The sequence below is a fragment of the Kitasatospora sp. NPDC057936 genome (assembly GCF_042887525.1).
Lineage (GTDB): Bacteria > Actinomycetota > Actinomycetes > Streptomycetales > Streptomycetaceae > Kitasatospora.
In genome coordinates, this window is the sequence record NZ_JBHVPD010000018.1 from 87,294 (window position 1) to 110,390 (window position 23,097).

At 74.0% G+C, this 23,097-nt stretch carries 23 protein-coding genes; 18 read left to right on the top strand and 5 right to left on the bottom strand.

Annotated features, from left to right (window positions below):
* Positions 1 to 9 precede the first annotated feature (9 nt).
* The gene (locus tag ACFVU9_RS12770; RefSeq protein ID WP_387592796.1) at positions 10 to 534 is read right to left on the bottom strand and encodes a Uma2 family endonuclease; all 525 of its coding nucleotides are present in this window, start codon (positions 532 to 534) and stop codon (positions 10 to 12) included.
* A 105-nt stretch (positions 535 to 639) separates the two neighbouring features.
* Here ACFVU9_RS12770 and ACFVU9_RS12775 point away from each other — a divergent pair, with 105 nt between their 5' ends.
* The 5 genes from ACFVU9_RS12775 to ACFVU9_RS12795 all read left to right on the top strand — a co-directional run bounded on the left by ACFVU9_RS12775 (position 640) and on the right by ACFVU9_RS12795 (position 6,143).
* A complete protein-coding gene (locus tag ACFVU9_RS12775) occupies positions 640 to 2,115 on the top strand; it encodes an NAD(P)H-hydrate dehydratase (RefSeq protein WP_387592799.1) in 1,476 nt (491 codons plus the stop codon).
* Positions 2,116 to 2,861: 746 nt separating this feature from the next.
* Positions 2,862 to 4,049, top strand: coding sequence for an alanine racemase (gene alr, locus ACFVU9_RS12780; RefSeq protein ID WP_387592802.1), 1,188 nt, complete (start codon positions 2,862 to 2,864; stop codon positions 4,047 to 4,049).
* Positions 4,046 to 5,218 carry an alpha/beta fold hydrolase gene (locus ACFVU9_RS12785; protein WP_380496068.1) on the top strand — a complete coding sequence of 391 codons (1,173 nt, stop codon included), beginning with the start codon at positions 4,046 to 4,048 and terminating at the stop codon, positions 5,216 to 5,218. Before alr ends, ACFVU9_RS12785 begins: the two co-directional genes overlap by 4 nt.
* Positions 5,219 to 5,324: 106 nt before the next feature.
* The gene (gene tsaE, locus ACFVU9_RS12790) at positions 5,325 to 5,819 is read left to right on the top strand and encodes a tRNA (adenosine(37)-N6)-threonylcarbamoyltransferase complex ATPase subunit type 1 TsaE (protein WP_359962313.1); all 495 of its coding nucleotides are present in this window, start codon (positions 5,325 to 5,327) and stop codon (positions 5,817 to 5,819) included.
* A gap of 129 nt (positions 5,820 to 5,948) precedes the next feature.
* Entirely contained in the window at positions 5,949 to 6,143 is a 195-nt protein-coding gene (locus tag ACFVU9_RS12795) for a hypothetical protein (protein ID WP_380435946.1), read from the top strand.
* A 52-nt stretch (positions 6,144 to 6,195) separates the two neighbouring features.
* On the opposite strand, the gene ACFVU9_RS12800 is transcribed toward ACFVU9_RS12795, so the two are convergent.
* Complete coding sequence (locus ACFVU9_RS12800) at positions 6,196 to 6,762, bottom strand: hypothetical protein (RefSeq protein WP_380435986.1); 567 nt, start codon at positions 6,760 to 6,762, stop codon at positions 6,196 to 6,198.
* A gap of 154 nt (positions 6,763 to 6,916) precedes the next feature.
* On the opposite strand from ACFVU9_RS12800, the gene tsaB reads away from it, so the two are divergent.
* From tsaB to ACFVU9_RS12825, 5 genes are all read left to right on the top strand, one after another.
* Complete coding sequence (gene tsaB, locus ACFVU9_RS12805; RefSeq protein WP_380502152.1) at positions 6,917 to 7,573, top strand: tRNA (adenosine(37)-N6)-threonylcarbamoyltransferase complex dimerization subunit type 1 TsaB; 657 nt, start codon at positions 6,917 to 6,919, stop codon at positions 7,571 to 7,573.
* A gap of 23 nt (positions 7,574 to 7,596) precedes the next feature.
* Positions 7,597 to 8,094 carry a ribosomal protein S18-alanine N-acetyltransferase gene (gene rimI, locus ACFVU9_RS12810; RefSeq protein WP_380496092.1) on the top strand — a complete coding sequence of 166 codons (498 nt, stop codon included), beginning with the start codon at positions 7,597 to 7,599 and terminating at the stop codon, positions 8,092 to 8,094.
* Positions 8,087 to 9,193 carry a tRNA (adenosine(37)-N6)-threonylcarbamoyltransferase complex transferase subunit TsaD gene (gene tsaD, locus ACFVU9_RS12815; protein WP_380435950.1) on the top strand — a complete coding sequence of 369 codons (1,107 nt, stop codon included), beginning with the start codon at positions 8,087 to 8,089 and terminating at the stop codon, positions 9,191 to 9,193. Before rimI ends, tsaD begins: the two co-directional genes overlap by 8 nt.
* Positions 9,190 to 9,450 (top strand): hypothetical protein, encoded by a 261-nt coding sequence (locus tag ACFVU9_RS12820; RefSeq protein ID WP_380496074.1) that lies wholly within the window; start codon positions 9,190 to 9,192, stop codon positions 9,448 to 9,450. The genes tsaD and ACFVU9_RS12820 overlap by 4 nt, the downstream gene beginning before the upstream one ends.
* 74 nt (positions 9,451 to 9,524) lie before the next feature.
* Complete coding sequence (locus tag ACFVU9_RS12825) at positions 9,525 to 10,427, top strand: polysaccharide deacetylase family protein (protein WP_380435952.1); 903 nt, start codon at positions 9,525 to 9,527, stop codon at positions 10,425 to 10,427.
* Positions 10,428 to 10,478: 51 nt separating this feature from the next.
* Here ACFVU9_RS12825 and ACFVU9_RS12830 read toward each other — a convergent pair whose 3' ends face one another.
* On the bottom strand, positions 10,479 to 11,645 hold the full coding sequence (locus tag ACFVU9_RS12830; RefSeq protein WP_380496076.1) for a methyltransferase domain-containing protein: 1,167 nt from the start codon (positions 11,643 to 11,645) through the stop codon (positions 10,479 to 10,481).
* A gap of 278 nt (positions 11,646 to 11,923) precedes the next feature.
* Here ACFVU9_RS12830 and groES point away from each other — a divergent pair, with 278 nt between their 5' ends.
* From groES to ACFVU9_RS12845, 3 genes are all read left to right on the top strand, one after another.
* Positions 11,924 to 12,229, top strand: a complete 306-nt coding sequence (gene groES, locus ACFVU9_RS12835) for a co-chaperone GroES (protein WP_014136232.1) — start codon at positions 11,924 to 11,926, stop codon at positions 12,227 to 12,229.
* Between the two features lie 116 nt (positions 12,230 to 12,345).
* Positions 12,346 to 13,980, top strand: coding sequence for a chaperonin GroEL (gene groL, locus ACFVU9_RS12840; protein WP_380435955.1), 1,635 nt, complete (start codon positions 12,346 to 12,348; stop codon positions 13,978 to 13,980).
* A gap of 152 nt (positions 13,981 to 14,132) precedes the next feature.
* Positions 14,133 to 15,131: a LysR family transcriptional regulator gene (locus tag ACFVU9_RS12845; protein ID WP_387592809.1), complete on the top strand. Its 999-nt coding sequence runs from the start codon at positions 14,133 to 14,135 to the stop codon at positions 15,129 to 15,131.
* A gap of 73 nt (positions 15,132 to 15,204) precedes the next feature.
* Here ACFVU9_RS12845 and ACFVU9_RS12850 read toward each other — a convergent pair whose 3' ends face one another.
* Positions 15,205 to 15,531 (bottom strand): WhiB family transcriptional regulator, encoded by a 327-nt coding sequence (locus ACFVU9_RS12850; protein ID WP_380435961.1) that lies wholly within the window; start codon positions 15,529 to 15,531, stop codon positions 15,205 to 15,207.
* A 559-nt stretch (positions 15,532 to 16,090) separates the two neighbouring features.
* On the opposite strand from ACFVU9_RS12850, the gene ACFVU9_RS12855 reads away from it, so the two are divergent.
* The 4 genes from ACFVU9_RS12855 to ACFVU9_RS12870 all read left to right on the top strand — a co-directional run bounded on the left by ACFVU9_RS12855 (position 16,091) and on the right by ACFVU9_RS12870 (position 20,823).
* Entirely contained in the window at positions 16,091 to 16,702 is a 612-nt protein-coding gene (locus ACFVU9_RS12855) for a response regulator transcription factor (RefSeq protein ID WP_014136228.1), read from the top strand.
* A 338-nt stretch (positions 16,703 to 17,040) separates the two neighbouring features.
* On the top strand, positions 17,041 to 17,769 hold the full coding sequence (gene shbA, locus ACFVU9_RS12860; RefSeq protein ID WP_380502147.1) for an RNA polymerase sigma factor ShbA: 729 nt from the start codon (positions 17,041 to 17,043) through the stop codon (positions 17,767 to 17,769).
* A 263-nt stretch (positions 17,770 to 18,032) separates the two neighbouring features.
* Positions 18,033 to 19,535, top strand: coding sequence for an IMP dehydrogenase (gene guaB / locus ACFVU9_RS12865; RefSeq protein WP_380435965.1), 1,503 nt, complete (start codon positions 18,033 to 18,035; stop codon positions 19,533 to 19,535).
* Between the two features lie 160 nt (positions 19,536 to 19,695).
* Positions 19,696 to 20,823: a GuaB3 family IMP dehydrogenase-related protein gene (locus ACFVU9_RS12870; RefSeq protein ID WP_363651523.1), complete on the top strand. Its 1,128-nt coding sequence runs from the start codon at positions 19,696 to 19,698 to the stop codon at positions 20,821 to 20,823.
* A gap of 56 nt (positions 20,824 to 20,879) precedes the next feature.
* On the opposite strand, the gene ACFVU9_RS12875 is transcribed toward ACFVU9_RS12870, so the two are convergent.
* Positions 20,880 to 21,455 (bottom strand): hypothetical protein, encoded by a 576-nt coding sequence (locus tag ACFVU9_RS12875; RefSeq protein WP_387592813.1) that lies wholly within the window; start codon positions 21,453 to 21,455, stop codon positions 20,880 to 20,882.
* A 254-nt stretch (positions 21,456 to 21,709) separates the two neighbouring features.
* Here ACFVU9_RS12875 and ACFVU9_RS12880 point away from each other — a divergent pair.
* The coding region (locus ACFVU9_RS12880) for a serine/threonine-protein kinase (protein WP_387592816.1) at positions 21,710 to 23,097 on the top strand (1,388 nt) is incomplete at its 3' end.

Here is a 23,097-nt window from a genome sequence, read left to right on the forward strand (position 1 = left end):
CCCCTGCGGCTACCGCAGGGGCGCCGTGTCGAGCGTGAAGGAGAACGGGGCGGGCAGGTCGACCGGCTTGCCGAAGTCGGTCTGGGTGTGGGCTGTGTAGTCGCCGTTCTCGGGGTCCGTGAACAGCGTGACCCTGCCCGCAGTGCGGTCGACCAGCAGGTAGCAGGGGATGTCGGCGGCGGCGTAGCCGAGGCGCTTCGGCTCGCGCGCCCTGTGCGGACAGGTCGACGGGAGTTCGAGGACGAGCGCGACGCCGGCGGACGGCGCCCACGGAGCCTGATCCCGGAAGTGGCCCACCGGGGCCACGGTGGCGGCCGGGACGAACCGGCCCGCCGGGATGATCAGCCCCCTGGCCGTGCTGACGTACAGCTCCTCGACCGCTTCCCGGGCCACGGTCCGGGCGAACCACGCGACCGCGTGCTCGTGAGTGCCGCCCGCTGATGGCGCGAGGACGATCTCCTCTTCGGGCTGGAAGAGCTCGGATTTGAAGAACTGAGGCACATGCAGCCTCAGGAACGTCTGGAGCAGGTCCACGTGCGACACCGTAGGCGTACGGACCGGTGCCGGCGGGGGATCGAAGTAGGGTCACTCGAAAGTGTGCCGCGGGCCGGCGTCGGCGTCTGCTGAAGGAGCTTCCGAATGCGTCATGCACACCGTGTGGAAGTCGTCCGGGCCGCCGAGGGGGAGCTGATGGCCCGGCTGCCCGACGGAACTCTGATGCAGCGGGCGGCCGCGGGGCTCGCGGCGACGTGCGCGCGGCTGCTGACGGGCCGCCGGGGCCGGGTGTACGGCAGCCGGGTGGTGGTGCTCGCGGGCAGCGGGGACAACGGGGGTGACGCCCTGTACGCCGCCGCCGCGCTGGCCCGGCGCGGTGCGCGGGCGACGGCGGTGCTGCTCGCGCCCGAGCGAGCGCACGCGGGCGGGCTCGCCGCGGTGCGGGCGGCGGGCGGACGGGTGGTCGTGGACCAGGAAGTCGGCCTGGCCGGCTTCTCGCGCGCGGACCTGGTGTTGGACGGGATCGTCGGCATCGGCGGCCGCGGCGGGCTGCGGTCCGGGGCGCTGCCGTACGCGCAGGCCGCCCGGCGCGGCCTGGTGGTGGCCGTGGACCTGCCGAGCGGGGTCGACGCCGACACCGGCGAGGTGCCGGGCGAAGCGCTGCGCGCCGACGTCACCGTGTGCTTCGGCACGTACAAGCCCGGCCTGCTCGTCGACCCGGGCGCCTCGTACGCGGGGACGCTCCAACTCGTCGGGATCGGGCTGGAACTGCCGGAGGCGGACGTGACCGCCCTCCAGCACGCGGACGTGGCGGCGCTGCTGCCCGAGCCGGGCGTCGAGAGCGACAAGTACCGGCGCGGCGTCGTCGGCGTGGCGGCCGGGTCGGCGACGTACCCCGGTGCTGCGGTGCTGGCCGTCGCCGCGGCGCTGCGCGGCGGCGCCGGCGCGGTCCGGTACGTCGGCGCGGCGGCCGAGGAGGTCGTGCGGCGCTTCCCCGAGACGCTCGTCACCGAGGGCGGGCCGCACGGCGCCGGACGGGTGCAGGCGTGGGTGGTCGGCCCGGGCGGCGGCGAGACCGCCCGGCAGACCCTCGCCGAGGCGCTCGAGAGCGACGTCCCGGTGCTGGTCGACGCGGACGGGCTGACCGAACTCGGCCGCCTCGGCCCGGCCGCCCTGGCCGGCCGCACCGCGCCCACCCTGCTCACCCCGCACACCGGCGAGGCCGCCCGGCTGCTCGCCGGCGCCGACGGCACACCACCCCCGGCCGCCGACGACCTGGCCGCCACCCGGCTGACCACCGCCCGCCGCCTCGCCGCCGCCTACCGGGCGACCGTCCTGCTCAAGGGCTCCACGACGGTGATCGCCGACCCCGGCGGCGCGGTCCGCGTCAACCCGACCGGCACCTCCTGGCTGGCGACCGCCGGCAGCGGCGACGTCCTGGCAGGCCTGGCCGGCTCCCTCCTCGCGGCCGGTCTGACCCCACTGGACGCCGCCTCGGTCGCCGCCTACCTCCACGGCCTGGCCGGCCGCCGGGCAGCGGGCACACCGGGCGCCCCGACGACGGCCATGGCGGTGGCCGAGGCGTTGCCGGTGGTGTGGCGGGCCGTGCGGGCGGGGTAGGGCGGGGCGAGGGGCGGTGGCTTGCTCGCTTGGCCTGGCCTGGCCGGCCGCCGGGCAGCGGGCACACCGGGCGCCCCGACGACGGCCATGGCGGTGGCCGAGGCGTTGCCGGTGGTGTGGCGGGCGGGGTAGGGCGGGGCGAGGGGCGGTGGCGTGCTCGCTTGACCTGGCCGGCTGCCGGGTGGTGGGTGCGCTGGTGGTGGTGTGGCGCGGCCTGCCTCCGAGCCGGTGGCCGAGGCGTTGCCGGGGGTGTGGCGCGGCCTGTCTCCGGGGCGGCACACGCGGCGCCGGCGGTGGCGAGGCAGGGCGTGCAGGTGAGGTGGCGCGCGCATGCTCTCAGGTCGGGGCGGCCACCATGAAGCGGCGCAGTCGGCGCCCTGGATGGCGTGGAGGGACGCCCGGGTGGGGTGGCGAGCGGTGCCCTCCGTGGGCGGCGGCGACGTCCTGGGTGCGGCGAGATGTGCGGGCGGGTATGCGGGGCTCAGGGTGAGGCGTGGGAAGTCGGGTGGGCCGACTTTCGGTGTGCTGCTCTCGTGTCGGGGTTGGACAGTTCGCTCCGGTGGGAAGTCGGTTCGGCCGACTTCTCGTGTGAGGAGGGGAGCGGAACCGGGGGTGGGGCCGGGGCGTCCGTGGTAGCGGAGAGCCGGTCCGGTGCAGGTCGGAGCAGCGGGTGGACGGCGGCCGTGGGGCGCCGCGCCGACGGGGCGTTCGGCGAGGACTCCGGGACGTCTGGGAGACTGACCCTGATGACAACTGCGAAGACGGCCGGCTCGGCCACCCTCACCGACGGCGTACGGGCCGAGGCGACCATCGATCTGGGCGCCCTGCGCGGCAACCTCGCCGCGCTGCGCGAACGCGTCGCAAGCGCGGCGGTGATGCTCGCGGTCAAGGCGGACGCCTACGGCCACGGCGCGGTCGCGTGTGCCCGCGAGGCGGTCGCGAACGGGGTCGGGTGGCTGGGCTGCGCGACGCCCGAGGAGGCGCTGGCGCTGCGGGCCGCGGGCATCGGCCCGGAGCAGGCCCGCGTCCTGTGCTGGCTGTGGACGCCGGGCGGCCCGTGGCGGCAGGCGCTCCTGTCCGACCTGGACATCTCGGTCAGCGGGCAGTGGGCGCTCGACGAGCTGCTCCCAGCGGTCCGCGAGACCGGCATCCCGGCCCGCGTGCACCTGAAGGCGGACACCGGCCTCGGCCGCAACGGCTGCCAGCCGCACGACTGGCCGGCCCTGGTCGACGCCGCCCGCCGCGCCGAGGCCGAGGGGCTGCTCACGGTCGTCGGCGTCTGGTCGCACTTCGCCGCCGCGGACGAGCCCGGGCACCCGTCGATCCAGGCCCAGCTGGACGCCTTCCACACCGCGCTGGCGTACGCGGAGGCCGCCGGGCTGCGCCCCGAGGTGCGGCACCTGGCGAACTCGCCGGCCGCGCTGCTGCTGCCGGAGTCGCACTTCGACCTGGTCCGTACGGGCCTGGCCGCGTACGGGCTGTCGCCGGTGCCCGAGGTGGGTTCGCCGGCCGACTTCGGGCTGCGCCCGGTGATGTCGCTGACGGCGCGGCTGGCGCTGGTGAAGCACGTGCCCGGCGGGCACGGGGTCAGTTACGGCCACCACTACACCACCCCGGGGCCGACCACGCTGGGGCTCGTCCCGGTGGGCTACGGCGACGGCGTCCCGCGGCACGCGAGCGGCACCGGGCCGGTGCAGATCGGCGGCAAGTGGCGCACGGTGGCGGGCCGGGTGGCGATGGACCAGTTCGTCGTGGACCTCGGCGGGGACACCCCTCGGGTCGGCGACGAGGTGCTGCTGTTCGGCAGCGGTGAGCGCGGCGAGCCGACCGCGGAGGACTGGGCCCGGGCCTGCGGCACCATCGCGTACGAGATCGTGACCCGGATCGGCGCCCGGGTGCCGCGGCGCCACCTGGACGGCACGGTCCGCGCATGACGGAGTCCGACGGCCCGGCCGGGGCGGTCGCGAAGGCGGCGTCCGGGGTGAGCCGGGCGGGCGTGATCGGGATCTCGGTCGGCGTGCTGGCGGCGGGGGCCGCGGCCGGCGTGGCGATCGAACGGCTGACGGTCGGCCGGGCGACCCGCCGCCGGGCCCGGGCCGAGCTGGACGCCGGTGCGCCGTACGGTTCGCTGCGCGGGCGCCCGCGGACGGTGGCCGCACCGGACGGCACCGAGCTGTACGTCGAGCTGGACGGCACCGGCTGGGACGACGCGGGCGGTGCCGCCGAGCCGCTGACCGTGGTCTTCAGCCACGGCTACTGCCTGAACCAGGACAGCTGGCACTTCCAGCGGGCCGCGCTGCGCGACGGCCTGCGGCTGGTCTTCTGGGACCAGCGCAGCCACGGCCGTTCGGAGCGCTCCCGCTCCTACCTGGCCGGGGAGCCCGCGAGCATCGACCAGCTGGGCGGGGACCTCAAGGCGGTGATCGACGCCGTCGCGCCGACCGGGCCGCTGGTGCTGGTCGGCCACTCGATGGGCGGCATGACGGTGATGGCGCTGGCCGACCAGCACCCGGAGCTGTTCCGCGAGCGCGTGGCCGGCGTAGCGCTGGTGGGCACGCTGGCGGGGAACTGGGACCAGGTCAGCCTGGGCCTGCCGTCGGCGGGCGCGAAGCTGTTCAAGCGGGTCGCGCCCGGGGTGGTCAAGCTGCTGGGCCGTCAGGTGGAGCTGGTGGAGGCGACCCGCCGGTTCGGCTCGGACGTCGCGGCCGTGTTCTACCGGAAGTTCTCCTTCGGTTCGAAGGACGTCGACCCGGGCGTGGTGCGCTTCGCCGAGCAGCTGCTGGACGCCACGCCGATCGACGTCGTCGCCGAGTTCTACCCGGTGTTCGGCGCGCACGAGAAGACCGCCGCGCTGGCGGCCCTGCGCGGCCTGCCGGCGCTGGTGCTGGCCGGCACCAAGGACCTCCTGACGCCGCCCGCGCACAGCGAGGCGATGGCCGAGCAACTGCCCGGCGCCGAGCTGGTGATCGTCGAGGGCGCCGGCCACCTGGTGATGCTGGAGCGCCCGGAGCTGGTGGACCACCACCTGGCCGCGCTGCTCAGGCGGGCCGCGGCGTTCGGCGGGGCCGCCGAGCCGCCGCCGTCCGTCCTCGATCCGGTCTGAGGGACGGCCGGGGACCGCGGCGCGCGCCCGGCCGCGGATGTGGCACGGTAGCGGGGGCGGCCGGTGGTCGGCGCGCCCGGTACGGACCGAAGGGCAAGACACGCGCATGGGCTCGCACGCCACTCTCACCGTCCCCACCCCGGAGCGGATGGGCCGGCTCGGCCGGGAGCTGGCCGCGCTGCTGAGGCCGGGGGACCTGGTGCTCCTTTCGGGTGAGCTGGGCGCGGGGAAGACCACGCTGACCAGGGGCCTGGGGGAGGGCCTGCAGGTGCGCGGCGCGGTGACCTCGCCGACCTTCGTGATCGCCCGGGTGCACCCGTCGCTCGTGGGCGGTCCGGCCCTGGTGCACGTGGACGCGTACCGGCTGGGCGGCGACCTGGACGAGATGGAGGACCTCGACCTCGACGTGTCGCTGCCCGAGTCGGTGGTGGTGGTCGAGTGGGGCGAGGGCAAGGTCGAGCGGCTGTCCGAGGACCGCCTGGAGGTGCGGATCGAGCGGGCGATCGGCGACACCGCGGGCGAGGACCACGACCCGCGCCGCGTGCTGCTGACCGGCATCGGGGCGCGCTGGGAGGACGTCGAGCTGGCGAAGCTGGCGTGACGGCCCGTCGGACCGTGCGGAGGCTTCGCCGTCCGTTTGCCGACAGGCTGTCGGGAAAGTGTTGCGAGGGGGGCGCCGGGCGTGATGGGATGGGTGCTGCGGTTAGGTCTGCCTAACTAGGGAGGCGCCATGTCGAGCACCACCCCCGCCCCGGAGCGCGCCGTGCGCACCACCGGGGCCGGAGAGTCCGCCCGTCGCGCTCCGGGGGAGCCGATGCGGGCGCTGCTGGCCGCGTGCGCCGCGGCCGAGGCGGTGTCCACCCCGCCCGAACCGGCGCCGCGCCGGGCCGACGACGCCGGGACGGACACGCCCCGCGCGGCCTGACGGCCCTGGTCGGACGCGCGCGCCGGGTGACCACGAGTCGGACGGGCACGCCTCAGGCGACCACGACCACCTTGGTGTCCTTCGGGGCGAAGTCCCACAGCAGCTGACCGTCCTGGCGGGAGCTGCGGATGCCGCCGGTCTTGGTCTTGGGGTCGGCGGTCGGCGTCGCGCCGTCCACGGCCGCGCTGAAGCCGAAGACCACGCCGTTCTGCTGCGCGAAGCGCACCACGTGCTCGATCTGCTTGCCGTCCGTCCCGGTGGTGGTGGCCGTGCGGCTGTACACCGGGTACGCGCCGGGGGTCGGCTCGACCGTGCCCGGGGTGACCGGGAACGCCGCGACCACCTGCGGGTTCTTCTTCGGCTCGATCAGCCACACGTAGTGGCCGGAGACCGAGTAGACGACCCGCGTGCCGGTGCCCGAGGAGGCCGGCAGCGTCGGTGCCGTCGGGGTCGGGGTCGTGCTCGGCGCCGCCGAGGTGGCCGGGCCGCCGGCCGTCGCGGTGGCGGTCGGCCGGGCGGCGCCCGCGCGGTCCTGGGCGCCGTTCGCCTGGAAGGCCAGCAGGCTCACGACCGCCAGGGCTCCCAGGGTCAGCCCCGTGACCACCACTCCAGGACCCATCTTCGCCACTGCCGCTCCCGCCGCCGTCCGCTGTACGTACCGCCCTAATCGTGCCAGGTCCCGCGGGCCGCTCCGCAGCGGCTCGGACGTGTGTTCCGCAGTGGTACGCCGTATCGATCGGCCGGTCGGCCCAACGTCGGTCTAACCTTGACCCGTGCTGCTGCTCGCGTTCGACACCGCTACCCCCGCCGTCACCGCCGCCGTCCACGACGGCACGGCCGTCCTCGCCGAGACCGACCAGGTCGACGCCCGGCGCCACGGCGAACTGCTCCTGCCCGCCATCGACCGGGTGCTGCGGACGGCCGGCGTCGACAAGCAGCAGCTCACCGGCATCGCCGTCGGCGTCGGCCCCGGCCCGTACACCGGCCTGCGGGTCGGCCTCGTGACCGCCGCCGCGCTCGGCCACGCGCTGGGCCTGCCGGTGCACGGCGTCTGCACCCTGGACGCGATCGCGTTCCAGGCGCGCGCCGAGGGCCTGGCCGGGCAGCCGTTCACGGTGGCCACCGACGCGCGCCGCAAGGAGGTCTACTGGGCCTCCTACGACGCCGACGGCCGCCGCACCGAGGGCCCCGGCGTGGACCGCCCGGCCGAGCTGTCGCCGCAGCCGCGATCGGTCGGCGCCGGCGCGCTGCTCTACCCCGACGCCTTCCCGGGCGCGCACGGCCCCGAGCACGTCTCGGCCGGCGCCCTGGCCGGCTTCGCCGCCGCCGAGCTGGCCGCCGGGCGCGAGCTGCTGCCGAACGTGCCGCTGTACCTGCGCCGCCCGGACGCCCAGGTGCCGGCCGGCTACAAGGCGGTGCTCCCGGCGTGAACCACGGCACCACCCTGCGCCCGATGCGCTGGTGGGACATCGAGCCGGTGATGGAACTGGAGCTGCGGCTCTTCCCCGAGGACGCCTGGTCCCACGGGATGTACTGGTCCGAGCTGGCCGAGACCCACCCCGGCGGCACCCGCCACTACACCGTCGCCACCGCCGCGGACGGCACGATCGTCGGCTACGCCGGACTGATGGCGATCGCCGGCGAGGGCGACGTCCAGACCATCGCCGTCGACGAACGCCACCAGGGCGTCGGCCTCGGCGCGGCGCTGCTCACCGACCTGATCCGGGAGTCCGCCCGGCGGGGCTGCGCCGAACTGCTGCTGGAGGTGCGGGTGGACAACCCGCGCGCCCAGCGGCTGTACGAGCGCCACGGCTTCCAGCCGGTGGGCATCCGGCGCGGCTACTACCAGCCCGCCAACGTCGACGCGCTGGTGATGCGCCTCGACCACCCCAGCACCGACAGCACCGACAGCACCGACCCGAAGGACATTGAGGACACCCGCCATGGCTGACGAACCGCTCGTCCTCGGCATCGAGACCTCCTGCGACGAGACCGGCGTCGGCATCGTGCGCGGCACCACGCTGCTGGCCGACGCGGTCGCCTCCAGCGTCAACGACCACGCCCGCTTCGGCGGCGTCGTCCCGGAGATCGCCAGCCGGGCCCACCTGGAGGCGATGGTCCCGACCATCCAGCGCGCCCTGGACACCGCCGGGGTCAAGGCGAGCGACCTGGACGGCATCGCCGTGACGGCGGGCCCCGGCCTGGCCGGCGCGCTGCTGGTCGGCGTCAGCGCCGCGAAGGCGTACGCCTGGGCGCTCGACAAGCCGCTGTACGGGGTCAACCACCTCGCCTCGCACATCTGCGTCGACCAGCTGGAGCACGGCCGGCTGCCCTCGCCGACCATGGCGCTGCTGGTCTCCGGCGGGCACTCCTCGCTGCTGCTCAGCGAGGACATCACGACCGACGTCCGCCCGCTCGGCGCGACCATCGACGACGCGGCCGGCGAGGCCTTCGACAAGGTGGCCCGGGTGCTCGGCCTGGGCTTCCCCGGCGGCCCGATCGTGGACCGCACGGCCCGCGAGGGCGACCCCAAGGCGATCGCCTTCCCGCGCGGCCTGAGCGGCCGGAACGACCCCGCGTACGACTTCTCCTTCTCCGGCCTGAAGACCGCCGTCGCCCGGTGGGTGGAGGCCAAGCGCCGGGCCGGCGAGGAGGTGCCGGTCGCCGACGTGGCGGCGTCCTTCCAGGAGGCGGTCACCGATGTGCTCACCCGCAAGGCCGTCAAGGCGTGCAAGGACAACGGCGTCGACCACCTGATGATCGGCGGCGGGGTCGCGGCCAACTCGCGGCTGCGCGAGATGGCCCAGCAGCGCTGTGACCGGGCCGGGATCAAGCTGCGGGTGCCGCGCCCGGGCCTGTGCACCGACAACGGCGCGATGGTGGCCGCGCTGGGCTCCGAGATGGTGTGGCGCGACCGCGCGCCGTCCGCCTTCGACCTGTCGGCGGACTCCTCGCTGCCCGTCACCGACGTCCACGTCCCGGCCGCGGACCTGCACCACGGCGACGTCCACGGCCAGGCGTACGACGCCCTCGGCGGCGGTGCCGGGTGACCGTCGCCATGATGTGGGAGGCCCGCGCCGCCGACGGCCGCGGGGCCGAACTCGCCTCCTGGGCACGGGAGACGGCGATCCCGGCGCTGCGCGGCTCGGCGGGCCTGGAGCGCCTCGAACTGTTCGGCGCCCCCGGTGAGCGGGTGCTGCTGATCGCCTGGTGGAGCGGCGAGCCGGTGCCCGTCGCCGAGCCGCCGGCCGAGCTGCTCGGCCGTCCGGTGCACCGCTGGTCCTTCACCAGCGAGCACGTCGAGTAGGCCGGTACGGGAACCGCGCGCCGGGCCACTACCGTGCTAGCTGAGAAACGGCGGACGGACCAGGAGCGCGTGCGGTGAAGCAGGACGGCCGGAACAGGACCAAGGCGTACGCGGCGGGGGCGCTGGCCCTGCTGGCCCTCGCCACCGGGTGCGGCGGCAACGGGGACGGCGCCGCCGCCCCGGCACCCACGAGCGCGGCCCCGGCCGGGGGCCAGCCCGCCGGCGGCGCCGCGCCGACCGCCGCGGCGACCACGCCCGCGGCGGCGCAGGCCGCGGGCGACGCCGCGTGGGCGAAGTGGAACCTCAAGCCGCTGGCCCCGGCCCCCGCGCCGCCCGCCGACAAGCCCGTCAAGCTCGAACGGACCGGCACCGTACCGGTGTTCAGCGACGTGAAGACGAGCGACAAGGTCGTCTTCATCACCATCGACGACGGCGCCGAGAAGGACCCGAAGTTCGTCGAGATGCTGACCGACCTCAAGGTGCCGATCACGATGTTCCTGACCAAGGACATCGTCAAGAACGACTACGGCTACTTCAAGCCACTCCAGGCGCTCGGCAACCACATCCAGAACCACACCGTCACCCACCCGGTGATGAGCAAGCTCACGCCGGACAAGCAGAAGTCCGAGATCTGCGACGACCAGAGCGCGCTCACCCAGCAGTACGGCACCGCGCCGCTGCTGTTCCGCCCGCCGTTCGGGGACGGCGCCAACACGCCGACGCTCAACACCTCGGTGCAGGAGTGCGGTCCGCGGGCGGTCGTGCTGTGGCGCGAGTCGATGCAGATCCACGACATGCAGTACCAGGCGGCGGACAAGAAGCTGAAGCCCGGCGACATCATCCTGGCCCACTTCCGCGGGCCGAAGGAGCTCAAGGGCGCCACGATGACCCAGATGTTCGGCGAGCTGCTGGCCCGGATCCAGGAGCAGGGCTTCTCGGTGGCCCGGCTGGACGACTACATCCAGCCGCCGGCGTAGCCGTCCGGTCCGTCCGTCCGGTCAGCCGCTCCGTCCGTCAGGCGCGGCCGATCAGACCGGCTGACCGAGCATCATCAGCGGGCCGTTGTCGGTGCGGCTGAGGATCACCGTGACGGAGTTCGGCCCGGAGGGCTTGAGCTGGCGGCGCAGCTCCTCCGGGGTGATCGCCATCCCGCGCTTCTTGATCACCACCGTGCCGACCCCACGCTCGCGCAGCAGGGCCTTCAGCTTCTTGATGTGGAAGGGCAGCACGTCGGTCAGCTCGAAGGCGTGCGCGTACGGCGTCGGGACCAGCTCGTCCGAGGTCAGGTAGGCGATCTTCGGGTCGATCAGCCGTCCGCCCACCTGCTCGGCCACCTCGGCCACCAGGTGGGCGCGGATCACGGCGCCGTCCGGCTCGTACAGGTACCGGCCGACCGGCCCGGCCGCCGGGTCGGGCAGATCGCCGCCGGTGAGGCTCGCGGCGTGCGGCAGGAGCGTCGCGCGGTGCGGGTGGGCGGCCTTGGTGCCGAACCAGAGCACCGCCTCCTTCACGTCCCCGTGGTCGGAGACCCACTCGGCCTCGGCGTCCTCGGGGACGGCCTCGTGCGGGATGCCCGGCGCGACCTTCAGCGCGCCGATCGGGGTCCGGCGGCCGGCCTCGACGGCCCACGAGAGCGGCGGGGCGTACGCCTCCGGGTCGAACACCCGGCCGCGCGCCGTCCGTCGCGCCGGGTCGGTGAACACCGCGTCGTAGCCGGTGACGTCCACGTCGGCGACGTCCGCGCAGCGCACCTCGACCAGGTCGGCGAGGCCCAGCGCGGCGGCATTGGCGGCGGTGGCCGCGCAGGCGGCCGGGTCCCGGTCGACGGCCAGCACCTCGATCCCGGCCCGGGCCAGCGCCAGGACGTCCCCGCCGATCCCGCAGCACAGGTCGGCCAGCCGCCGCACCCCGAGCCCGGCGAAGCGCTGCGCGCGCCACTCGGCGACGCTGCGCCGGGTGGACTGCTCGACGCCGTTGGGCGTGAAGTACATCAGGTCGGCGTCCGCCCCGAACTTCGCGCGGGCGCGCTGGCGCAGCCGCGCCTGCCCGAACGCCGCCGACACCAGGTCGGCCGGGTGCTCGCGCCGCAGCCGGGTGGCCAGCGCGAGCTCCTCCTCGGGCGTGAACTCGCGCAACGCGGCGAGCAGGTCCTGTCCCTCGGGGGTCAGCAGCGGCTGGAGGTTCTCGGTGTCCACGGGGCCATTCTCGCCGGTCGGGCGGTGTGGTGGCCGGTCCCGGGCGGTCGTGCAGGGCCGCGCGGGACGGCGGCCGCGCGTCCGCGGGCCGGGACGGCGGGGCGCGTCGTTGGCACTCTGGTTGACTGAGTGCTAACACGGGCCTATGGTCGTCCTTGGCACTCTCCACCTGGGGAGTGCTAACGCGAAGACGCGTGCCTGACCCCCGCGACGGCAGGTGCGCAGGTTCGCCCCTTACCCGTTAGAAAACCCCGTAATCTCCGAAGGGGAGCTCGGACGTGACCACCAGCAGCAAGGTTGCCATCAAGCCGCTCGAGGACCGCATCGTGGTCCAGCCGCTCGACGCCGAGACCACCACGGCCTCCGGCCTGGTTATCCCGGACACCGCCAAGGAGAAGCCCCAGGAGGGTGTCGTCCTGGCCGTCGGCCCGGGCCGCTTCGAGGACGGCCAGCGTCTGCCGCTCGACGTCGCCGTCGGTGACATCGTCCTGTACTCGAAGTACGGCGGCACCGAGGTGAAGTACCAGGGCGAGGAGTACCTCGTCCTCTCCGCCCGCGACGTTCTCGCCATCATCGAGAAGTAAGTCGTTCCGACCCGCCCCGGATCCGTGTCCCAAGTGACAGGGGCCCGGGGCGTGGTTGTTGGTTCACGTAGTTCGGCGGCCGGTGGGCCGGCCGCAGCCCCGAGGGAATAGGGAACATGGCGAAGATCCTGCAGTTCGACGAGGACGCCCGCCGCTCGCTGGAGCGCGGTGTCAACAAGCTGGCCGACACCGTCAAGGTGACCATCGGCCCCAAGGGCCGCAACGTCGTCATCGACAAGAAGTTCGGCGCCCCGACCATCACCAACGACGGTGTCACCATCGCCCGTGAGGTCGAGCTGGACGACCCGTACGAGAACCTTGGCGCTCAGCTCGTCAAGGAGGTCGCCACCAAGACCAACGACGTCGCGGGCGACGGCACCACCACCGCCACCGTGCTGGCCCAGGCCCTGGTCAACGAGGGTCTGCGCAACGTCGCCGCCGGTGCCGGCCCGGCCGCCCTGAAGAAGGGCATCGACAAGGCCGTCGCCGCCGTCTCCGAGCACCTGCTCTCGGTGGCCCGCGAGATCGAGGGCAAGGACGACGTCGCCGCCGTCGCGTCCCTCTCCGCCCAGGACACCCAGGTCGGCGAGCTGATCGCCGAGGCGATCGACAAGGTCGGCAAGGACGGTGTCATCACCGTCGAGGAGTCGAACACCTTCGGCGTCGAGCTCGAGTTCACCGAGGGCATGCAGTTCGACAAGGGCTACCTGTCGCCGTACTTCGTCACCGACGCGGAGCGGCAGGAGGCGGTCCTGGAGGACCCGTACATCCTGATCCACCAGGGCAAGATCTCCTCGATCCAGGAGCTCCTGCCGCTGCTGGAGAAGATCCTGCAGGGCGGTGCCTCGAAGCCGCTGCTGATCATCGCCGAGGACGTCGACGGCGAGGCGCTGTCGACCCTGGTGCTGAACAAGATCCGCGGCATCTTCAACGCCGTCGCCGTCAAGGCCCCGGGCTTCGGCGACCGCCGCAAGGCGATCCTCGGCGACCTGGCCACCCTGACCGGCGGCACCGTGATCTCCGAGGAGGTCGGCCTCAAGCTCGACCAGGCCGGTCTGGACGTGCTGGGCAGCGCCCGCCGCGTGACCATCACCAAGGACGAGACCACCATCGTCGAGGGCGCCGGCGACGCCGAGGCCGTGGCCGGCCGCGTCGCCCAGATCAAGGGCGAGATCGCCGGCACCGACTCCGACTGGGACCGCGAGAAGCTGCAGGAGCGCCTGGCCAAGCTGGCCGGCGGCGTCTGCGTCATCAAGGTCGGCGCCGCCACCGAGGTGGAGCTGAAGGAGCGCAAGCACCGCCTGGAGGACGCCATCTCGGCGACCCGCGCCGCGGTCGAGGAGGGCATCGTCGCCGGCGGTGGCGCCTCCCTGGTCCACGCCGCCAAGGTGCTGGACGGCGGCCTGGGCCTGTCGGGCGACGAGGCCACCGGTGTCGCCGTGGTCCGCAAGGCGCTGCACGAGCCGCTGCGCTGGATCGCCCAGAACGCCGGCCTGGAGGGCTACGTCATCACCTCCAAGGTCGCCGAGCTGGAGGCCGGCCAGGGCTACAACGCCGCCACCGGCGAGTACGGCGACCTGGTGAAGGCCGGCGTCATCGACCCGGTCAAGGTCACCCGCTCCGCCCTGGAGAACGCCGCCTCGATCGCCTCCCTGCTGCTCACCACCGAGACCCTCGTGGTGGAGAAGAAGGAGGAGGCCGCCGACGCCGGTCACGGCCACTCGCACGGCGGTCACGGCCACTCGCACTGAGGCCCCTGAAGTGGACCGGAGGCCCGGTCCGCCCCCATCCTGGGAGGCGGGCCGGGCCTCCGGCGTTCGGGCCCGGGGGTCCGCGAGTCCGCTTGAAGACTCAACTATCAGTGAAATTTTGCGTTCGGCAAAGATTGCCTTATAACTGAGGCATGATCGAGGCCCGCCACCTGCGCGTCCTGCGTGCCGTCGCCCGCACCGGCTCCTTCTCCGCCGCCGCGCGCGAGCTGGGCTGTACCCAGCCCGCCATCAGCCAGCAGATGAAGGCCCTGGAGAAGTCCGTGGACACCCCGCTGGTGGTCCGTTCGGGCCGGGGCATGCAGCTGAGCGAGGCCGGACGGGTGCTCCTCAAGCACGCCACCGGGATCCTGGCCGGGCTGTCGGCGGCCGAGGAGGAGGTCGCGGCCATCGCCGGGCTGCGGGCCGGGCGGGTGCGGCTGGTGTCCTTCCCGACCGCGAGTTCCACCCTGGTGCCGCCCGCCGTCGCCCGCCTGCGGGACAGCCATCCGGGGGTGCGCGTGTCGCTGGTCGAGGCGGAGCCGCCGGAGTCGCTGGCGATGCTGCGCGGCGGCGAGTGCGAGATCGCGCTGGCCTTCCGCTACCCGCAGTCCGAGGGCGCCACCGCTCTCCCGGTGCCCGCGCACGGCACGCCGCGCGAGGCGCGGGCCGAGGCGAACCTGGAGGCGCAGCAGCTGAGCGCCGGCACCGACTGGTCCGACCTGGTGGTCACGCCGCTGCTGGACGACCCGCTGGTGGGCCTGCTGCCGGCCGCGCACCCGCTGGCGGGGCGCGGCGGCGCGGTGGAGCTGGCCGAGCTGGCGGGGGAGCAGTGGATCGCCGGCTGCCCGCAGTGCCGCGGGCACCTGGTGGAGCTGTGCGCCGGTGCGGGGTTCGAGCCCCGGATCGACTTCGCGACGGACGACTACCCGGCGGTGGTCGGTCTGGTGGCGGCCGGGCTGGGGGTGGCGGTGCTGCCGCGGCTGGCGCTGGAGTCGGTGCGGCCTGACGGGGTGTCGACGGCGCCGGTGCGGACCGCCTCGGGGGCGCCGGCGGTGCGGCAGGTGGTCGCGCTGACCCTGCCGGACCTGGCCGAGGTGCCGGCCGTGGCGCTGATGCTGGAGCGGCTCGCGGGGGCCGCCGGGGCCCGCTGACGCAGGGTCACCGGCCGGGGGGCTTGGAGCGCCGCGAAGAAACGTTTCTTCACGGCGCGGCCTCGGCGTGGCGCTAGCGCTGGGCGACCGTCGGCGCGACCAGTGGGACCTCCACCAGCCGGTGCCGCGAGCGCCCGAGCAGCTCCTCGCGCTCGTCCTCGGTCATCCCGCCCCAGACGCCGTACGGCTCGCGGACCGCCAGCGCGTGCGCCGCGCACTCGGCGATCACGGGGCAGCGCGTGCAGACCTCCTTGGCGCTGGCCTCGCGCGAGCTCCGCGCGGCCCCGCGTTCGCCTTCGGGGTGGAAGAAGAGCGAGCTGTCCACGCCACGGCAGGCTGCGGAGAGCTGCCAGTCCCAGAGGTCCGCGTTGGGACCGGGGAGGCGGGAGAAATCTGCCATGGCTCATTCCCTTCAGAGGCTCGTCGGCCGCGGGCCGGCCCCAGCGGAGCTCGCTGCGGGCGTGGCGGGGCGTCGGTGCACTGGTGTGGACACCTGGAAATATGACTTAAGGCAACTCCATGGACAAGTCACCCACAGAGTGGCACAACAGTCAATGACCATACGAAAGCTATAAAAACGGGCGAAGTGGGCATGGACTTCCGCAGGCGCGGACGTGGCAATCGGGTGGTCCGAGGGGCGCACGGAGCCCCGCGCCGGTGTGCGGGTCGCACGCCGACCGCGCGCGAGCTGCACAAAAGTGCGGCGTGTGCACCGCGATGCGGCTGATCGGTAATGGGTTGGCCACGTACAGTGGTGGAGATGGCCCCGAAGGCCGTAACTCATTCGAGTGACGGTCGTTGGAAGTGCGGAGGCGGTTAGCGGGCGCCGGACGTCGGGAACGATCGCGGGGAAGTTGAGGCGATCAGCACGGACTCTGTCGCCGATCGGCCGTGTCGGAGAGGTTCGTACCAGCCAGGAGGCTCAACGTGACGCGGATCAGCTGCGGAGGACGACGGTCATGACTTCCGTTCTCGTTTGCGACGATTCCCCGCTCGCCCGCGAGGCGCTTCGCCGCGCCGTCGCGACCGTACCCGGTGTGGACCGGGTCACCACCGCGACGAACGGGGAGGAGGTCCTCCGCCGCTGGGTGGCCGACCGCTCCGATCTCGTGCTGATGGACGTCCGGATGCCCGGCCTCGGCGGGGTCGAGACGGTCCGGCGGCTGCTGTCCGCCGACCCGGGCGCGCGCATCATCATGCTCACCGTCGCCGAGGACCTCGACGGCGTCGCCCTCGCGGTCGCCGCCGGCGCCCGCGGGTACCTGCACAAGGACGCCTCGCGCGCCGAGCTGCGGGCCACCGTCACCCAGGCCCTCGCCGACCCGACCTGGCGGCTCGCCCCGCGCCGGCTGCGCAGCCCCGACATGGGCGCGGCGCCGACGCTGACGGCGCGTGAGATCCAGGTGCTGGAGGGCATGAGCCACGGCCGCAGCAACGCCGAGATCGGCCGTGAGCTGTTCCTCTCCGAGGACACCGTCAAGACCCACGCCCGGCGCCTGTTCAAGAAGCTCGGGGCCTCGGACCGGGCCCACGCGGTGGCGCTGGGTTTCCGCTGGGGCCTGGTCCGCTGACCGCAGGCGGCGCCGCCGGCTGCGGCGCGCCGCCGGTGTTTCCGGGGACGGGTGCCGCACGGACGTGTGACGTTACGGTCCCGAGGTTGCACCATGGAGTGGTGGAGCACCTCGGGGACCAGCGGACAGGCACTGCGGCGAACCACGCAGCCGCAGGACACTCGGCGGACGGCGCGGCGGACGGGACCACCGACGGCGGCGGGGCGGGAGGCGGCACGGTGCAGGAGGGGCCGGTGGTGCCCGGCGGCACGCCGCGCGGTGCCGCACCGCATAACGTTCCGGTGCACAACTCCGGACGCGGTGCCGCGTTTTCCCGTTCGACCAGGCACCATGGACCGATGCGTGACGACGTCGCCGGTGCGGCCGGCCAGGCGGACCCGGTGGAGGCCGAGCCCTCCGGCCCGGGTGGCGATCCGTCGTACGCCGATTCCGGCCCGCCGGGTGGGGTGCCCGGCGGTGGCACCGGCCCCGGTCGTCCGCCCGTGCTCGGCGGCGGCGGGTCGCCGCTGGTGGGCGAGCTGGTCGCGGCCGCCGTCCGCGGCGAGGGCCCGGCCATCGACGCGCTGCTCGCGTACGTCCACCCGCTGGCGCTGCGGTACTGCCGCGGCCGGCTGGTCCGGCTGCCCGGCGGGGCCAGGCACCACGTGGACGACATCGCGCAGGAGGTGTGCGTCGCCGTGCTGTGCGCGCTGCCCCGGTACAAGGACCAGGGGCGGCCGTTCGAGGCCTTCGTCTACGGCATCGCCGCGCACAAGATCGCCGATCTGCAGCGGGCCGCGATGCGCGGGCCCGCCTCGACCGTGGTGCCGCAGGACGACCTGCCGGAGGTGCCGGACGAGGCGCTCGGTCCGGAGGAGCAGGCGCTGCTGAGCAGTGACGCGGCCTGGGCGAAGGAACTGCTCTCCAACCTGCCGGCCCGTCAGCGCGAGCTGGTGCTGCTGCGGGTGGCCGCCGGGCTGTCCGCGGAGGAGACCGGCGAGGTGCTGGGGATGTCGGCGGGGGCCGTCCGGGTGGCGCAGCACCGTGCCCTGAGCCGGCTGCGGGCGCTCGCGGAGGAGTCCTCCTGACGCTGCCGCCGGGAGCGGCCGGAATGGCTCATGGGCGGAGGGTGTTGTCAAGGGCACGCGAGGACCACAATCCCGGTGCCAGTACCATGGGGTATCGGCGCCTGGGCAGGTTGCCAAAGTTTCACGGGTGCGAACGGGGTTCCCCTGGAGGATCCTCCAAAGTCCACCCGGCTTTCGGCGGTCTGCGCGAGTGAGCGATGAACGCGTCCCCACCCTCAGGGCGTGTGCGGATCAAACGGCCGGCCACGGAAGGTACCCCCGAAATGTCTTACAACGCCGCAGGCGTACCCGAGAAGTTCGCCATGCTCGGGCTCACGTTCGATGACGTCCTGCTGCTGCCCGGGGCCTCCGAGGTGCTGCCGAACCAGGTCGACACCTCCTCGCGGGTCTCCCGGAACGTGCGCGTGAACCTCCCGATGCTCTCCGCCGCGATGGACAAGGTCACCGAGGCCCGGATGGCGATCGCGATGGCCCGCCAGGGCGGTGTCGGTGTCCTGCACCGGAACCTGTCGGTCGAGGACCAGGCCAACCAGGTCGACCTGGTGAAGCGCTCGGAGTCCGGCATGGTCACCGACCCGATCACGGTCGGCCCGCTGACCACCCTGGCCGAGGCCGACGCGTTGTGCGCCAAGTTCCGCATCTCCGGCGTGCCGGTCGCGGACGAGGCGGGCAAGCTGCTCGGCATCGTCACCAACCGCGACATGGCCTTCGAGTCGGACCGCAGCCGTCAGGTCCGCGAGATCATGACCCCGATGCCGTTGATCACCGGCAAGGTCGGCATCTCGGGCGAGGACGCGATGGCGCTGCTGCGCCGGCACAAGATCGAGAAGCTGCCGCTGGTCGACGACGAGGGCCGTATCAAGGGCCTGATCACCGTCAAGGACTTCGTCAAGGCCGAGAAGTACCCGAACGCCGCCAAGGACGCCGAGGGCCGTCTGCTGGTCGGTGCCGCCGTGGGTGCCAGCGCCGAGGCGTTCGACCGGGCCCAGGCCCTGGTCGCGGCCGGTGTGGACTTCCTGGTCGTGGACACCTCGCACGGCCACAGCCACAACGCGCTGGCCTGGATCGAGAAGATCAAGTCGGCCGTCAAGGTCGACGTGGTCGGCGGCAACGTCGCCACCCGCGACGGCGCCCAGGCGCTGATCGACGCCGGTGTGGACGGCGTCAAGGTCGGCGTCGGCCCGGGCTCGATCTGCACCACCCGGGTGGTCGCCGGCATCGGCGTCCCGCAGATCACCGCGATCTACGAGGCCGCCCAGGCCTGCCAGGCGGCTGGCGTGCCGGTCATCGGCGACGGCGGCCTGCAGTACTCCGGCGACATCGGCAAGGCGCTGGCCGCCGGTGCCGACACCGTCATGCTCGGCTCGCTGCTGGCCGGCTGCGAGGAGTCCCCGGGCGAGCTGCTGTTCATCAACGGCAAGCAGTACAAGTCCTACCGCGGCATGGGCTCGCTGGGCGCCATGCAGTCCCGCGGCCAGGCGAAGTCCTTCTCCAAGGACCGCTACTTCCAGGCCGACGTCAGCTCCGACGAGAAGCTCATCGCCGAGGGCATCGAGGGCCAGGTGCCCTACCGCGGCCCGCTGTCCGCGGTGCTGTTCCAGCTGGTCGGCGGTCTGCGCCAGACCATGGGGTACGTCGGGGCCGCCACCATCGCCGAGATGGAGAGCAAGGGCCGCTTCGTGCGGATCACCTCGGCGGGTCTCAAGGAGAGCCACCCGCACGACATCCAGATGACCGTCGAGGCGCCGAACTACTCGTCGCGCTGATCGTCCGCACTCCCCGAGGGGCCCGTCGCCGTCCGCAGCGGCGGGCCCCTCGCGCGTGTCCGCGGGCCGGGCCGTCGGGGCGTGCGCACGGTCCGTGCGGGATACTGGGGGCGGCCGGGGTGACCCGGCGGGCATGAGCAACACAGCAGAAGGGCTCGAAGTGACCGAGATCGAGATCGGGCGAGGCAAGCGCGGCCGCCGGGCGTACGCCTTCGACGACATCGCCGTCGTCCCCAGCCGCCGTACCCGGGACCCGAAGGAGGTCTCGATCGCCTGGCAGATCGACGCCTACCGCTTCGAGCTGCCGTTCCTGGCCGCCCCGATGGACAGCGTGGTCTCGCCGCAGCAGGCCATCGCCATCGGCCGCCTCGGCGGTCTGGGCGTGCTGAACCTGGAAGGCCTGTGGACCCGCTACGAGGACCCGCAGCCGCTGCTCGACGAGATCGCCTCGATCACCGACGAGGCCGTCGCCACCCGCCGCCTCCAGGAGATCTACGCCGCGCCGATCCGCGCCGAGCTGATCAAGCAGCGGATCCAGGAGGTCCGCGAGTCCGGCGTGGTCACCGCCGCCGCGCTCTCGCCGCAGCGCACCGCCGAGTTCTCCAAGGCCGTCGTGGACGCTGGCGTCGACGTCTTCGTCATCCGCGGCACCACCGTCTCGGCCGAGCACGTCTCCAGCGCCGCCGAGCCGCTGAACCTCAAGCAGTTCATCTACGAGCTGGACGTCCCGGTCATCGTCGGCGGCTGCGCCACGTACACCGCCGCCCTGCACCTCATGCGCACCGGCGCGGCCGGCGTGCTGGTCGGCTTCGGCGGCGGCGCCGCCCACACCACCCGCAACGTGCTCGGCATCCAGGTGCCGATGGCCACCGCCGTCGCGGACGTGGCCGCCGCCCGCCGCGACTACATGGACGAGTCCGGCGGCCGCTACGTGCACGTGATCGCGGACGGCGGCGTCGGCTACAGCGGCGACATCCCGAAGGCCGTCGCCTGCGGCGCCGACGCGGTCATGATCGGCGCCGCGCTGGCCCGCGCCACCGACGCGCCCGGCAAGGGCTTCCACTGGGGCATGGAGGCCGTCCACGAGGAGCTGCCGCGCGGCAAGCGGGTGGACCTCGGCACGGTCGGCACCACCGAGGAGATCCTCACCGGCCCGTCGCACACCCCCGATGGCACCATGAACCTGTTCGGCGCGCTGCGCCGGGCGATGGCCACCACCGGCTACACGGAGCTCAAGGAGTTCCAGCGGGTCGAGGTCACCGTCAACCCGGCGCTCGACCACCGCTGAGGCGAACGCTGACAAGGGCCCCCGCCGTGCGAACGGCGGGGGCCCTCGTCGTTCCGTCAGCCGCGGACGGCGGTGCGGCGGGTGAGGATGAAGCCGCCGACCAGGGCTATGCCGTAGAAGGCGAGGTCCAGCGGGCGCAGGTCGGCGCGCCACGCGGCCAGGACGTCGTGGACGAGGGCGCGCGGCGGGGTGCCGGGCAGGCCGCGCGAGTGGAGCACGCGGCCCTGGAGGAGCAACTGGCCGAGGAAGAGCGCGCCGGCCGCGAGCAGCGCGCCCAGCAGGGGCAGCACCCGGCTGCGGCCGCCGAGCCGGCCGAGCGGCCAGGAGACGGCGGCGGTGGGGGCGATGGCCAGCCAGCCGACGCTGTCCGCGGCCCGCAGCGGCGCGCAGCCGTAGGCGAGGGCGCCGAGGAGCATCGCGGCGACCGCGACGCTGACGGCGAGTCCGACCCGCCGGCGGGGGCGCCGGCGGCGGGTGGCGGGGACGACGGATTCGTATCCGGCCACCGGGACACCGGGCATGCCGGGCGCGACGTAGCCCTCCGGGGCGCCGACGGCGGGCGCCACCGTGTAGTGCTGGGCCGTTCGCGGTCGGCCCGACTGTTCGTCAGTGCCCCAGGCGGGTGCGGTCATGGGTGTCGGATCCCCCCGGAAAAGACGGTGAGCTGCCGCACCGTAACAGTGTTCGGGACGAATCTCGGCGAGTTTTCGATCACAGATCGGGCACGGAGAGCCGGGGTTGTTGCGGTCCGTCGCACCTCGTGCCGGGGGCCGGGTGGTCGCGGGCCCGGTGGACAGGGGATGATGGAGGCTTGGCGTTCGGGCCCAGACGCCGGGCCGACGCGCTGTCACCTCGACCGCCAGCAGCACATGGGGGAACGTTTCGAATGACCCAGGCGCAGGGTTCCACCGGCCGACTCCTGGCCGGACGCTACCGGCTGGACGGGGTGCTCGGGCGCGGCGGTATGGGCACCGTCTGGCGCGCCGAGGACGAGATGCTGGGCCGGATTGTCGCGGTCAAGGAACTGCGCATGAACGCCAGCGTCGAGGAGGAGGAGAAGCACCGGCTGATCGTCCGGACGCTGCGCGAGGCCAAGGCCACCGCGCGGATCCGGCACGGCTCGGCGGTCACCGTCTTCGACGTGGTCGAGGAGGACGACCGGCCGTGGATCGTCATGGAGCTGGTCGAGTCCCGCTCGCTGGCCGACGTCATCAAGGAGGACGGGCCGCTGGCGCCCGCCCGGGCCGCCGAGATCGCGCTCGACGTGCTGGGCGTGCTGAGCGCCGCGCACGCCCTGGGCATCCTGCACCGGGACGTGAAGCCGTCGAACGTGCTGATCGGCGAGGACGGCCGGGTGGTGCTCACCGACTTCGGCATCGCCAGCGTGGAGGGTGACGCCTCGGTCACCTCGACCGGCATGCTGGTCGGCGCGCCCTCGTACATATCCCCGGAGCGCGCGCGTGGGCAGAAGCCCGGGCCGCCGGCCGACCTGTGGTCGCTGGGCGGCACGCTGTACGCGATGGTGGAGGGCCGGCCGCCGTACGACCGCGGGTCGGCGCTGGCCACCCTGACGGCGGTGATGACCGAGGAGCTCGCCACGCCGAAGAACGCCGGGGCGCTGCTGCCGGTGATCGAGGGGCTGCTGGAGAAGGACCCGGCCGACCGGCTGGACGCCTCGCAGACCCGGTCGATGCTCAAGCGGGTCGTCGCCGAGGCCACCGCCAAGGCCGAGTCGACGACCGAGCACGCGATGCCGGTCAAGTCGGCCGCCGGATCGGCGGCTGCGGCTCCCGCCCCGGTGGCGAAGGCCGACCGGAAGGCCGCCGAGAAGACCGGCGAGAAGGCGGAGGAGCAGCCGCCGTCCCCCGATGGCACCGCGAAGCGGACGATCGGCGGGCTGCTCGGGACCGTGCGGGTCGGCAGCAAGGCGAAGGACCAGGAGCCGGCGGCCGTCCCGGCGGTGGTCCCCGCGGCGGAGCCAGCCCCGCCCGCGGCGCCGGAGACCGAGCCGATCCGGCCGGTGACCAGCGAGTGGACGCTGGGTGCGACGCAGGCGGCGGGCGCCGATCCGCGTAAGGGCCGACGGCGGCTGGCCGTGGTGACGATCGTCCTGGTGCTGCTGCTGATCGCCGGGATCGTCGCGGTCGTGAAGGCCGTCGGCGGTTCGGAGGCCGGCACGGCGCACGGCGCGGGCGCGACCTCGCCGGTGGCGGCCACCACGGAGGCGACGCCGAGCGGGGCCGCGGCGCCCACCGCCGCCGCGCCGACCACGGC

Bases quoted from the DNA above. Each gene is read 5' to 3' on its own strand.
- guaB (WP_380435965.1), top strand. From the start codon at position 18,033: ATGTCTTACAACGCCGCAGGCGTACCCGAGAAGTTCGCCATGCTCGGG.
- ACFVU9_RS12785 (WP_380496068.1), top strand. From the start codon at position 4,046: ATGACGGAGTCCGACGGCCCGGCCGGGGCGGTCGCGAAGGCGGCGTCC.
- ACFVU9_RS12855 (WP_014136228.1), top strand. From the start codon at position 16,091: ATGACTTCCGTTCTCGTTTGCGACGATTCCCCGCTCGCCCGCGAGGCG.
- ACFVU9_RS12795 (WP_380435946.1), top strand. From the start codon at position 5,949: ATGTCGAGCACCACCCCCGCCCCGGAGCGCGCCGTGCGCACCACCGGG.
- ACFVU9_RS12850 (WP_380435961.1), bottom strand. From the start codon at position 15,531: ATGGCAGATTTCTCCCGCCTCCCCGGTCCCAACGCGGACCTCTGGGAC.
- rimI (WP_380496092.1), top strand. From the start codon at position 7,597: ATGCGCTGGTGGGACATCGAGCCGGTGATGGAACTGGAGCTGCGGCTC.
- alr (WP_387592802.1), top strand. From the start codon at position 2,862: ATGACAACTGCGAAGACGGCCGGCTCGGCCACCCTCACCGACGGCGTA.
- tsaE (WP_359962313.1), top strand. From the start codon at position 5,325: ATGGGCTCGCACGCCACTCTCACCGTCCCCACCCCGGAGCGGATGGGC.
- tsaD (WP_380435950.1), top strand. From the start codon at position 8,087: ATGGCTGACGAACCGCTCGTCCTCGGCATCGAGACCTCCTGCGACGAG.
- ACFVU9_RS12800 (WP_380435986.1), bottom strand. From the start codon at position 6,762: ATGGGTCCTGGAGTGGTGGTCACGGGGCTGACCCTGGGAGCCCTGGCG.
- ACFVU9_RS12875 (WP_387592813.1), bottom strand. From the start codon at position 21,455: ATGACCGCACCCGCCTGGGGCACTGACGAACAGTCGGGCCGACCGCGA.
- shbA (WP_380502147.1), top strand. From the start codon at position 17,041: ATGCGTGACGACGTCGCCGGTGCGGCCGGCCAGGCGGACCCGGTGGAG.
- ACFVU9_RS12775 (WP_387592799.1), top strand. From the start codon at position 640: ATGCGTCATGCACACCGTGTGGAAGTCGTCCGGGCCGCCGAGGGGGAG.
- groL (WP_380435955.1), top strand. From the start codon at position 12,346: ATGGCGAAGATCCTGCAGTTCGACGAGGACGCCCGCCGCTCGCTGGAG.
- ACFVU9_RS12845 (WP_387592809.1), top strand. From the start codon at position 14,133: ATGATCGAGGCCCGCCACCTGCGCGTCCTGCGTGCCGTCGCCCGCACC.